A 13,443-nucleotide genomic window follows, 5' to 3' on the forward strand; every position below is an offset into this window, starting at 1 on the left:
AGGTGAATATGAATCAAGCAGTAATCGATATACAAGGGATTACGAAGACCTATGTAAATGGTAAATTATCGGTGCCTGTTCTACATGGGATCGATTTACAGGTCAACAAAGGCGAATTTGTGTCTATTATGGGTCCATCTGGTTCTGGTAAATCTACCTTTATGAACATACTTGGTTGTTTAGATAGACCAACAACAGGTTCATACCGCCTAAATGGCGATGAGGTTGCTACCTTATCCGACGATGAATTGGCCTTTGTACGAAACAAACAAATAGGCTTTGTATTCCAAAGTTTTAACTTATTAACAAAATTGACAGCGTTAGAGAATGTGGCGCTCCCTATGATTTATGCAGGGATGGATAAAAAGTCACGTAATGAACGTGCCGCTGCATTGTTATCCTCTGTTGGCCTTGGAGATCGTATGGATCACTTGCCATCTGAGTTATCTGGTGGTCAGCGTCAACGTGTAGCCATAGCTCGCGCGTTAGCGAATAATCCGGCTATCATCATGGCCGATGAACCGACAGGTAACCTTGACTCCAAGTCGACTATTGATGTTATGAATATCTTTAGAGGTCTCTATGAGGAAGGGCGTACAATTATCCTCGTTACTCATGAACCTGAAATTGCAACCTATGCAAGTCGTAATGTAGTATTGCGTGATGGTTTGATTGTAGAGGATTCTCAAAATCTCAACATGACGCCTGTACAGGAGGTGTCACATGTATAAAGAGAGTTTCTTAATGGCATGGGCATCCCTCATTGCTAATAAAATGCGTTCCATTTTAACCATGTTAGGCATCATCATCGGTGTAGCTGCCGTAATTGCCTTAGTATCTATTGGTAATGGTGTAAAGCAAGATATTCAAAACTCCATCTCTAGCTTAGGATCTAATCTATTGATGGTTATGCCTGGGGCACCACGCACACCAGGGGTTCGACCTTCTGCAGGTTCTATGAAGTCTTTAAAGGTTTCTGATTACGAAGCGATTTCAAAATTGGATGGTGTGAAAGCTGCCAGTCCGATGACAAATGGTTCGTATGTAGTAATTTATCAAAATAAGAATTGGACCACTTCTGTATCTGGTGTTAGTTATAACTATTTAGATGTAAACAATTGGTCTATGAAATCCGGTCGCTTCTTATCTGAAAAGAATGTACAGAATCGTGAACGCGTTGCAGTCGTAGGTAAAACAGTTGTTAAGAATCTATTTGGTGATGAAGATCCAGTAGGTGCAGAAATTCGTGTTAAAAACATTCCGTTCCGTATCATTGGTGTCCTTAATAGTAAGGGCAGTGGTGCTATGGGTAATGACCAAGATGATATGGTTATTATCCCGTATACTACAGCCATGGAACGGGTAGAAGGTGTTGATTATCTTCGAATGATCTACGTAGTAGGTAAGGATGAAAACGGTATCGATCGTTTACAATCCGATATTGAAAACCTGTTGCGCGTACGTCATGGAATCAAGGATACTAATCTAGATGATTTCAATATTCAGAACATGAACTCCATCATGGAAACTATGGAGGAAACTACAGGAACATTAACATTATTCCTTGGCGCTGTAGCTGCTATCTCTCTCGTTGTTGGTGGTATCGGCATTATGAATATTATGCTCGTATCAGTAACAGAACGGACAAGAGAGATTGGGGTACGTAAAGCGCTTGGTGCTACTTATAGTGTTATCGTTACACAATTCCTTATCGAAGCTGTTGTTATCAGTTTGATGGGGGGCATTATAGGGATTATACTCGGCATAGGCTCATCTAAGCTGATTGGCATGGCTTCGGGTATGAGTACGGTTATATCTGTACCAACTATTGTAATGTCTTTTGCCTTTTCTATGGCAATAGGTTTGATCTTTGGTATTTATCCAGCTCGCAAGGCGGCAAAACTTAATCCAATTGATGCATTACATTATGAATAGTCTTAAATTGTAAGTGTGTATTTTTAAGAACATACTAATAAATAGATAGAGTTATTCGCATATGGTGCGTTGCATGATACAATATGTATGATGTAACGCACCATTTTTATATGCTTGTATGTAATTTGTGCTATATACTTATGAAACTTTCATACAAGCAATTTGTAATAAACGGGGTATGTAGATTACCTAATCTACGGGTAAGTATATTGAATGGAGAAACTTATGGCTACAACATTGTTAGAATATTTCAACGAATTACGAAATCAGAATCCATTTTCTTGGGTAAAAGATTCTGAAATTACAGCAGTTGAACCAGGTCATGCAGAAATGACCTTACAAACAAATGATACAGAGTATTGTAATTTCCGAGGGGATTTACATGGTGCCGTTTGTATTGGTTTAGCAGATAGTGTAATGGGGACCGCTTGTTTCACATTGGGCAAATCTGTTAGCACTATTGATCTTAATGGTAACTATGTGAAAGCTGTTAAGGGTGGTACTGTATTGCGTGGCGTAGCCAATGTAGAGCATAATGGTAAAACAACTATGGTTGCTACAGCACGTATCTATAATGAATTAGGTGAACTAGTTCATTTAGCACGTGGTACATTTTTTGTACTAGAAGAGAAGTCATTACCTGAATTACCATGGCGTTTTATTGAAGAAGACAACCCTGATTTGGTATAATATAGTTTAGACTTTTAAATATAGGAGGATGCTTTAATGAAAGAAGAATTACAACGGATTAAGGCTGAAGCTCTTGATGCGATTAAAGGGTTGACAGATATACAATCACTGCAAGATATACGCGTTAAATATTTAGGTAAAAAAGGTGAGGTAACGGCATTACTAAAAGGTCTTGGTAAATTATCTCCAGAAGAACGCCCGAAGGCTGGCGCCCTCGTTAATGCTGTTCGTGAAGCATTAGAAGCCGAAATTGATACGGTTAAAGTTCGTATGGAAACGGCAGAGTTAAACGCTCGTTTAGAACAAGAACGCATCGATATTACATTGCCTGGTCGTGCACAAAAAGCTGGTCATATCCATCCATTAACTAAGGTTAATGAAATGATTGAGGACTTCTTCATGAAAATGGGGTATACCGTTGAAGAGGGGCCAGAAATTGAACAGGATTACTTTAACTTCGAATGCTTAAACTTGCCTAAAGATCATCCTGCACGTGATATGCAAGATTCCTTCTATATTACAGAAAACTTCTTATTGCGTACGCATACATCTCCAGTACAAGCTCGTACAATGCAACGTCATGAGCCTAACAGCCCAATCCGTATGATTGCGCCTGGTAAGGTTTATCGTTGGGATTATGATGCAACACATTCCCCAGTATTCCATCAAGTGGAAGGTCTCATCATCGATGAGCATATTACATTTGCTGATTTGAAAGGCACATTAGAGTCCTTCTTGCGTCACATGTATGGGGATGAAACAAAGGTACGTTTCCGTACAAGCTTCTTCCCATTCACAGAACCATCTGCAGAAGTAGATATTTCCTGTGTAATGTGTGGTGGTGAAGGTTGCCGTGTATGTTCTCATACAGGTTGGCTTGAAATCTTAGGATGTGGTATGGTTCATCCTGATGTATTGCGTATTAATGGGTACGATCCTGAAAAGGTTAAAGGCTTTGCCTTTGGTATGGGCGTAGAACGTATTGCTATGCTTTTATATGGCATTAATGATTTACGTCTATTCTTTGAAGATGATGTACGATTCTTGGAACAATTTTAGGAGGAACTCATGAAAGCAAGTTTACAGTGGATGAACGAATACGTGCCTGTGGATATGAATCGTCCTGCTCAAGAATTGGCCGATGAATTAACACAAGCTGGTATTCCTGTAGAAGATGTCATTGCTATGGATAATGGCATTAAGAAAATTTATACTGGTAAAATCGTAGAAATCACGAAACATCCAGATGCAGATAAATTACAAGTATGTCAAGTTGAATGCCTTACTGAAGACGGTGAGCCTGTTACAAAACAAATCGTAACAGCAGCAACAAATGTAGCGGTAGGTCAAATCGTACCTGTAGCGTACCATAAATCTCGCTTAGCTGATGGAACAGAAATTAAAAAAGGTAAATTGCGCGGCGAAGTATCTGAAGGTATGTTCTGTTCTGTTGCAGAATTTGGTATCTCCAGCGATTTAGTATTGCCAGAAGAAGCACAAGGTATTTATATCTTTCCTGAAGGCACACCAATCGGCCTTGATGTAAAAGATGTATTAGGCTTAAACGACACAGTATATGAATTTGAATTGACTGCAAACCGTGCGGACTGTTTCTCCATGGTTGGTTTATCCCGTGAATTCGGCATGATGACAAATCAAAAAGCTTTATTCCCTGTTATCATGGTTAACGAAAATGGTGAGTCCATTGAAGGCAAAGCATCTGTATCTATCGAAGCGGATGATCTTTGCACACGATTCATGTCTCGTATCGTTACAGATGTAAAGGTTGAACCATCCCCATTGTGGATGCAAAATCGTTTGCGTAACAGCGGCATTCGTCCTATTAATAATGTGGTAGACGTAACAAACTATGTTATGTTAGAACTTGGTCAACCTATGCATGCCTATGACTATGACCATGTAAAAGGTCATCAACTAGTGGCAAGACGTGCTAAAAATGGTGAAGTTCTTGTTACACTTGATGGTTCTGAACGTGAATTGAATGACTCTATGCTTATTATTGCCGATGCAGAACGCCCAGTAGGTGTAGCTGGTATCATGGGTGGCTTTGATAGCGAAGTAACAAATGAAACTACTACTGTTATGCTTGAAGCTGCTGTGTTTAATGGACCATCCATTCGCCGTACTGCAAAAGCGCTTGGTATGCGTTCTGAAGCATCTGGACGTTTTGAACGTGGCGTAAACCATAAATACACTGCCTATGCTATCGACCGAGCAGCACAGTTGTTGCAACAAATTTGCCCATCCTGTAAAGTTGACGTAGGCATTATCGATGTGTACAAGAACCCTGTAGAGCAACATACCGTTACTTTCACAGCAAAACAAATCAACGATTACTTGGGTACAAACATTGAAAAAGACGAAATGGTTCGCATTTTGACTGCTCTTGAATTCGTTGTAACTGAAGAAGGGGACCAATTATCTGCCCTCGTTCCAACATGGCGCGGTGACGTAACAGTAATGCCTGATATCGCTGAAGAGGTAGCTCGTATTTATAACTATGATAATATCGCTCCTACAATTCCTGTAGCCGTATTGTCCTCTGGTGGTATGACGCCTAAGAAAGCTCTTACGAAAGAGGTAACACATACGTTAGCTAAATTGGGTATGACTCAAATCATTACATTTAGCTTTATGCATAAAGATGGCCTTTCCAATATGATGCTTCCTGAAGGGGATAGCCGTTATACAGCCATTCCAATTTTGAATCCTATTTCCGAAGAATTCCCTTATATGCGTACTACATTGGTGCCGGCTGTTATCGAAGCTGCGAAACGCAATATTGCGCAACAAAATAAGGATCTTTGGTTGTTTGAAACAGCGAATGTATATGAACCAAAAGCATTGCCTTTGACAGAGGTACCTCATGAACGCCCTATGGCTTGTGGTATCTTGATGGGCAAGGCAAACCAAGCTGGCTGGAACCAAGCAGAACGCACTACAGATTTCTATGATGTAAAAGGCATTGTAGATGCGTTGTTAGCTGAATTAGGCGTTACAGGCTACGAAATTAATCGTAGCACTGAACCTTACTTCCACCCAGGCGTAAGTGCTCAATACGTAGTTGATGGTAAAATGATTGCTCAATATGGTGAATTACATCCACAAGTGAGCAAAAACTTTGATTTACCAGGAAAAGTATACATGTTTGAAATCGATTTGGAAGCAGTATTATCCTTAACGATTCCACCATTCCGCTATACATCTTTCAGTAAATTCCCAGGTACTAGCCGTGACCTTGCTATTGTGGCACCTGTGTCCGTATCTAGTGGTGAAATTTTATCTATCATTAAAGAGCATGGTGGCGAATATTTAGAAAGTGCATCTATCTTCGACGTTTACGAAGGTGAACATATCGAAGCTGGTTACCGCAGTCTTGCATACAACTTGCAATTCCGCTCTATGGAAGGCACGTTGAATGATGAAGATATTGATGGTAACATTCAAGCTATTATCGATGCATTAGCAGAAATTAACTGCAGATTACGTTAATCTCAAGCAGTATATTGAAAGGGTTTACCATATGGTAAACCCTTTTAGTACTATAGTTATACCTTTAGTTAGGTAGAAAGGATTATCCATGGAATTATTGGCTCCTGCCGGTACGATGGAAAACTTTATAGCCGCTTTAGAATCTGGGGCTGATGCTATTTATCTTGGCGGTAAAGGCTTTAATGCTCGTGCTCATGCAGCAAACTTTGGCATTGAAGAACTGGCTGAGGCTATTCGTTTGGCTCATATTTTAGATGTGTCCGTATATGTAACCGTAAATATCCTCATAGGTGATTCCGAATTAAAGGATCTCGAGGCGTATTTAAAGGACTTAGAGCGCATCGGTGTGGATGCTATTATCGTTCAAGATTTAGCAGTTGCTAAATTGGCACAACGAGTGGCTCCTAAACTTCACTTGCATGGCAGTACGCAGATGACGGCTGCTACATTAGATGCTGTTCGTTTTTATGAAAGCCTCGGTTTTACCCGTGTTGTATTGGCTCGTGAATTGAGCCTCCTTGAAATTGAACATATTTGTAAAAACTGTACAGCTGAAATCGAAGTCTTTGTACATGGTGCCTTATGTGTATGCTATTCTGGCCAATGCTTGATGAGTTCCTTCATCGGTGGTCGCAGTGGTAACCGTGGTGCCTGCGCACAACCTTGCCGTTTGCCTTATGAACTATTGGATTCTTCTGGTACTAGTTTGCTACCTAAACACGAAGCCTATTTACTAAGTCCAAAGGATCTTAACTATAGTGAGCATATGAATGAGCTCGTAGCTGCCGGTGTTACATCCTTTAAGGTAGAAGGACGTATGAAGAAGGTTTCCTATGTGCGCCAAGTCATTGGGACTTATCGTCATATTTTAGATACAGCTCATATGGATGCTGCTGATGCCGATGCATTGGCATCTGGGTTTAATCGTGGCTTCTCTACAGATTATTTAACAGACCATGTAGGGAAATCTATGATGACTGTTGTAGCTCCAAATAATCAAGGCAAATTAATTGGTAAAGCAGAGGTCAAAAAGGGACAAGTTCATTTATTCCTAACAGAACCGATTGAAAAAGGATCACTTTTAAAGGTAATGCAAGATTCTGGTAGTATTACGTATTATCAAATCGATCAGAACTGGTCTCTAGTGGATGAAAAGCATTTTGTAGGCAAACCTGATGAAGGGTTTGCAGCGGGGCAAGTATTTTTAGCATCTACGCCAAAATCTCAAAAGCAACGAGGCTTACAAGATTTCACTGCTAAATTAGAGATACATGGTTATCTATCTATTAATACAGACCGAGAACAACCTTGCACAGACCTTACCTTTGTATTGAATGATGGGCGTACTGTGACTGTATCTAATGAGTTTGAACCGGTTTATGCTAACAATAAACCGACTACATTAGAGAAGGTTAAAGACCAAGTAGGTAGATTAGGCAATACATTGTTTACGCTTGGCTCTATGTCTATTCCTGATGGACCTTATATGTGGCCAGCTAGTGTGTTAAATGCATTGCGCCGAGATGCTGTAGGAGCACTAGAAAACTTATTGATTACAGACCATGAAACGGCTTGGGCTGAGCTGGCTGTAGAGCCTCAAGATATGTCATCTATGGCTGCTAAGGGTAAGGTTCAATATTCTGAGACTATGGTGAGTGCTCGCGTTGATGAGCTAGAGGCTGTGAAAGCAGCTATTGAAGGGGGCGCTAAGAAGATTATCTTCGGTGGTGACCGTTTACAACGTAAGCCTTATGAACTTAGCATCTACGAGCAGGTAGCTAAGCTTTGCAAAGACCATAATGTACTTTGTGTATTTGCTACCCCTCGGGTTGTGAAAGATGATGAAGTAAAGGCGTATATGAATACCCTTAAGGCTATAGTTGAGGCGAAACCAGATAGCATTTCTATTCATGTCCCTCAAGCGTTATTGTGGCTTCGTGACTTAGGGTATACAGGTGCTATTGAAGCTGATACAGGTCTTAATATATTTAATGGCTCTGCACTACAAGTATGGCAAGACTTTAATATGAGTAGCATAGCACCATCATTAGAGTTAACCTTGGCACAACTTGTTAACTTGCAAAAATCTACTAATTTGCCATTAGAAATAATGGTACATGGTTACACGGAAATGATGATTTCCGAATACTGTGCCATCGCAAGCTTTGTGGGCACTGGTAAAAAGGAAAACTGTCCTATGCCATGTGTAAGCGAGGACTATGCATTGAAGGACCGTAAAGGGGAAGTGTTCCCACTTCGTACGGATCCGTATTGCCGTATGCACATCATGAACAGTCATGAGATGGACATGCGTGCCTACGTGCCAGAGTTACATCGAAAAGGGCTACATATTTTGCGCATCGATGGACGTCATATGAATCCAAAGAGATTGCGTACTATCGTAGCAGATTATGTATCCATTCAAAATGGAACAAAAGAGGCTCCTCCTAAAAGTGTAGGCAAGGATGATACACCTATTACAAGGGGCCACTATTTTAGAGGTATTTTATAAAAGAGGTAGTACATTGTTTAACGAAGATGTATTAGACTTTCACCATATAAAAGAACAATTACAACAACATTGTAGTTCTACCATTGCTAAAGAATTAGCCATGCACATCGAACCTATGACAGATGCTAAAGCCATTCAAGAGAACCTTGATGAAACGGCAGAAGCCATGCGTTCTTTGCAAACTGAGGTAGAACAACCGTTAGGCGGTACGCGAGATATTCGTGAGTCCTGTAAGAAGAGTCGTAAAGACTTTGTCCTTACTCGTGAAGCATTGTGGGATATTTATTTAACCATTGGTGCTTATAAGCGAATGACAAAGTTCTTTAGAACGAAATATATGGAATATCCTTTGCTATCCTTATGGGTACAGGATATGCCAAATACAGATCGCATTGAAAATCGATTTAAACGCGTCTTTGATGAAAAAGGGGAATTACTTGATACAGCATCTCCTAAGTTGGCGAGCCTAAGAAATACGATTATTAAAACTCGTGAAAAGATTAAAAATGATATTCAAGCTATCTTACACGATAAGGATAATCAGAAGTATTTCCAAGAAACAATCATTACGCAGCGTAATAATCGCTATGTAATCCCTGTAAAACAGGAATATCGCCAATATTTTGATGGTCTTATTCACGACCGTTCTGCAACGGGTCAAACCTTATATATTGAACCGATGCGCTTGGTGAATCTAAATAATGAATTACAAGAGGCATTGATTGGTGAAGAGCAAGAGATATTGCGCATTTACCGTGAATTATCAGCTCTTGTAAAACAACATAGTAATGATTTGATGGATGCTTGTGAAAAGGTATCCCATATCGAATTTGTATATGGTAAGGCGAGCCTTGCTATTTCTTATAAGGGTGTACCGGCCATCTTGAGTACTGATAGAACTGTCAATCTCATGAGAGCTCGGCACCCATTAATCCCACCGAATGTGGTAGTGCCTACAAATATTCAATTAGGTACATCGTACCGTATTTTATTGATTACTGGTTCTAATACAGGCGGTAAAACAGTCTCCCTTAAAACATTAGGGTTATTGAGTTTAATGAACCAATGTGGTCTATTTATCCCTGCAGACCACGGCTCAATGTTGCCTATATTCCAAAATATCTTTGCCGATATTGGGGATGAACAAAGTATTGAGGCTAGCCTTAGTACGTTCTCTGCTCATATGACACAAGTTATTTCCATTATTAAACATTGTGGCCCAAATGACTTGGTATTGCTGGATGAGCTTGGATCCGGTACAGATCCAGAGGAAGGTAGTGCACTTGCTGTATCTATCCTCGAGTTCTTCCGTAAAAAAGGTGCCCTTATGATGGTAAGTACCCATTATAATGAGCTTAAAAACTATGCATACCATACAGAAGGAATCGAAAACGGCCATGTAGAATTTGATGAGCGCACCTTAAAACCAACATATCGACTTCATATCGGTGTAGCTGGTAGTAGCCATGCGTTGAGTATTGCGGCCCGTTTAGGTTTGCCAAAAGATATCGTAACGCGCGCTGCAGAGTATAAATCTCAATTTGGTAGCCATGAAATGGAAGAAGTCCTTTCAGATTTGAATGAGCAACTTCGTAAGGCATCTGAACGGGAAAGAGCCTTAAAGAAAGAGCTGGACGAAACACGTCGCATGCGTGGTCAATTAGAGAAGGAAAAGAAACAGTTTAACGAAAAGCGTAAACAAATCTTAACCAAAGCACAAGCTGATGCAGAATCTATGAAACGTAGCTTACGCGTCGAAGGGGAAGCGATTATCAAGCAATTGAAATCACAATTCTCTGAAACAAATAAGGATAAGCGTCAATCTGCTATTAATGCTGCACGTAAGGGTATCTCTAATGTACATATACCAGAATCTCCAGTAGATGATGATCGTAAATCTTTGACTGCAGATACTATTAAGGTAGGCCAAGCAGTATATGTTACATCTTTACGCTCATTAGGTACCGTATTAGCTATCAATGGCAATCGTGTGAATGTAGATATTAATGGACTAACAGCTACTGTAAAGGTTAGCGAATTACAATCTACTACACGTGAAGAAGGAAATAAGCTTGAACGGGAACAAAAAGCAGCTATGCCTAAGACTAGAAAGCGTATGGGGGGCTCTGCCGTACAACGCCAAAAAGAGGTTCGTACTGAAATCAATATTCTTGGACAAACGGTAGATGAAGCGACAGTTTCTGTTGGTAGATTTATTGACCAAGCTTTACTTGGTGGTGTTAATCAAGTGCGCATTATTCACGGTAAGGGGACTGGCGCATTACGAGAAGGTGTACATCAATATCTGCGTACCTTACCGCATGTAGCTCATTTTGAAACGGCTGGCTATGACGAAGGTGGTGCAGGGGCTACCAATGTAGTTCTGAAATAAAGCTACTCAATAGTGATATAGTTATAGATAATACAGTAAATTATTATCGTCTATCAAATTGATTATGGGGTATAGCTATATACATATATAGAAATAGAAAAGGTAGTAAGTTCTTTGAACTTACTATCTTTTTTTACGTAAAAGAAAGGAGCGGAACACATGTTCCGCTCCTTTAGCGTATGAGATTAACGATCTTTTTTACTAGACTTTTTACTTTTGGATGAATTAGATTTCTGTTCAGTTGCATCATCTTTTGAGCCACTGTCATCTTTTACAGCTTCATCTTTCGATTTGTCTTTATCGTCTTTTTTGTCTGCTTTTTCGTCCTTAGCAGCTTCTTTTTTAGGCTGTGCTTTTACAGGATTATAATAACCTTCAGAAACAGCTGATTGAGCGCTAGCAGGAACGGAGAAGTCAGATGCAGGGGTGTTGGCAAGTGCATTAGCCATGAATTGACCCCACATAACAGCTGGTGTATCAGCACCACTAATACCTAATGTTTCAGATCCGTAGTCATCACCAATCCAAACAGCAGCAACTAAATCAGGCGTATATCCAACGAACCAAGCATCTTTTTCATCATCTGTTGTACCTGTTTTACCAGCTGCAGGTCTACCGATAGCAGCATTGCCACCAGTACCACCATTAATAACAGATTCTAACATATCAGTGATGATAGCAGCATCTTTTTCTTCAACGACGCGCTTTTCTTGGATGGAATTTTCTTCCACTACTTGTCCGTTGCGGTCCACGATTTTTATGATTGCTGTAGGTTGAACCTTGACGCCACCATTAGCAAGTACGCCATAAGCTTGAACCATTTCAAGAGGTATTACACCGTGAGTTAAACCACCAAGTGCAGTAGACAAGTTATTATCTTGATCTGTAAGGGTAGTGATACCCATTTCTTTGGCAAGTTTAATAATCTTAGACATGCCTACTTCATCAGCAATTTTTACGGCAGGTATGTTACGAGAATGTTGTAATGCATAGCGATATGTCATATTACCTTCGAAGTCATTTTCATAGTTTTTAGGGCTCCAGTTACCAAATGTAACAGGGCTATCATCTACGATAGAACCAGGAGTTTTACCAGATTGAATAGCTGCTATATATACAAATGGCTTCATAGCGGAACCTGGTTGACGTTCTGCTTGTGTAGCACGGTTAAATGCATCATCACCGCGTCCACCAACCATAGCCATAATGTAACCATTATGAGGGTTCATAGCTACGATAGCACCTTGTGGCTGATGTAAACCATTGCTATCAGTGTAGTAATTAGGCAAGTTTTGCATTGCTGCTACAGCTGCATTTTGCGCATCCATATCAAGAGTTGTATAAATTTTTAAACCATCTTTATAGATTGCATCGTCGCCATATTTTTCAGAAACTTGTGCAATAACATAGTTAATGAAGTAAGATGCATTAGATTTTTCGTGCGTTTGTTCTTGTTTTGCCACTAAGCCTAAATCTGCTTGACGTGCTTCATCAGCTTGCTCTTGTGTAATGTAACCGTATTTAACCATTTGGCCTAATACAACAGCTTGACGTTTTTTACTAGCTTCCAAATCATTGAATGGAGAGTAGTAGTTAGGACTTTGTGGTAAGCCTGCAATGAGTGCTGCTTGAGCTAGCGTTAATTGGCTAGCATCCTTACCAAAGTATACGTGAGATGCAGATTGTACACCGTATGCACCTTGGCCAAAGTAAATTTGGTTCATGTACATTTCAAGGATTTCATCCTTAGTGTAATGTTGTTCAATTTTAAGTGCTAGCAATGCTTCAGAAATTTTACGTTTAAATGTTCTGTCTTGAGATAAGAATGCATTACGCGCTAACTGTTGAGTGATTGTAGAACCACCTTCAGATACGCCACTATGAACAATGTTAACCCATACAGCACGCAAGATGCCAACAGGATCGATACCATGATGGGAATAGAAGCGAGAGTCCTCAGTAGCAACAAAGGCATTTTGTAAATCCTTTGGTACATCTTTTAAAGGTACAGGTAATCTGTTCTCTGTGGAATGAACCGTTGTAATGAGATTACCATGGACATCGTAAATTTGAGACGATGCAGAAGGACGTACATTGGATACATCTGGTAGGTTAGACAGTGTAGCACTGATGAAACCACAGCCACCTCCGGCTACGATGAGTATAAGGAGAAGGGCACAAATCCAAAATAGACGCTTCGGACTTGTTTTCTTCGGTGTAGAGCCGCTAGCATTAGAACGGCGGCTGCTTCTCGCATTTGAGTTATTACTCATAGAGTCACCTCTTTTTTCTTTTGTTAGTAAATATAACGTAAATTCTATTACGCAGTTATAAATATTATATCATAAAAGGGTTAAAACCAATACTATATATATAATTGTGAAAGTTTTTAGATAATGGT

General features: G+C 40.0%; 8 protein-coding genes. 7 read left to right on the plus strand and 1 reads right to left on the minus strand.

Annotated elements, in window-relative coordinates; genetic code table 11:
- The first annotated feature begins 8 nt into the window (after positions 1–8).
- From MOQ65_RS01565 to MOQ65_RS01595, 7 genes are all read left to right on the plus strand, one after another.
- Complete coding sequence (locus MOQ65_RS01565) at positions 9–731, plus strand: ABC transporter ATP-binding protein (RefSeq protein WP_257846446.1); 723 nt, start codon at positions 9–11, stop codon at positions 729–731.
- Positions 724–1,935, plus strand: coding sequence for an ABC transporter permease (locus tag MOQ65_RS01570; RefSeq protein WP_257846447.1), 1,212 nt, complete (start codon positions 724–726; stop codon positions 1,933–1,935). The genes MOQ65_RS01565 and MOQ65_RS01570 overlap by 8 nt, the downstream gene beginning before the upstream one ends.
- A gap of 225 nt (positions 1,936–2,160) precedes the next feature.
- Entirely contained in the window at positions 2,161–2,625 is a 465-nt protein-coding gene (locus tag MOQ65_RS01575; RefSeq protein ID WP_024061874.1) for a PaaI family thioesterase, read from the plus strand.
- Positions 2,626–2,661: 36 nt separating this feature from the next.
- Positions 2,662–3,684, plus strand: coding sequence for a phenylalanine--tRNA ligase subunit alpha (gene pheS, locus MOQ65_RS01580; protein WP_005386321.1), 1,023 nt, complete (start codon positions 2,662–2,664; stop codon positions 3,682–3,684).
- A gap of 9 nt (positions 3,685–3,693) precedes the next feature.
- Positions 3,694–6,138 (plus strand): phenylalanine--tRNA ligase subunit beta, encoded by a 2,445-nt coding sequence (gene pheT / locus MOQ65_RS01585; protein WP_257846448.1) that lies wholly within the window; start codon positions 3,694–3,696, stop codon positions 6,136–6,138.
- Between the two features lie 88 nt (positions 6,139–6,226).
- Positions 6,227–8,650 (plus strand): U32 family peptidase, encoded by a 2,424-nt coding sequence (locus MOQ65_RS01590; RefSeq protein ID WP_257846449.1) that lies wholly within the window; start codon positions 6,227–6,229, stop codon positions 8,648–8,650.
- A gap of 13 nt (positions 8,651–8,663) precedes the next feature.
- On the plus strand, positions 8,664–11,042 hold the full coding sequence (locus tag MOQ65_RS01595; protein ID WP_257846450.1) for an endonuclease MutS2: 2,379 nt from the start codon (positions 8,664–8,666) through the stop codon (positions 11,040–11,042).
- A 185-nt stretch (positions 11,043–11,227) separates the two neighbouring features.
- Here MOQ65_RS01595 and MOQ65_RS01600 read toward each other — a convergent pair whose 3' ends face one another.
- On the minus strand, positions 11,228–13,315 hold the full coding sequence (locus tag MOQ65_RS01600) for a transglycosylase domain-containing protein (protein WP_156718975.1): 2,088 nt from the start codon (positions 13,313–13,315) through the stop codon (positions 11,228–11,230).
- Between the last annotated feature and the right edge of the window lie 128 nt (positions 13,316–13,443).

Origin of the sequence: Veillonella faecalis (assembly GCF_024677885.1) — a bacterium.
Lineage (GTDB): Bacteria > Bacillota > Negativicutes > Veillonellales > Veillonellaceae > Veillonella > Veillonella nakazawae.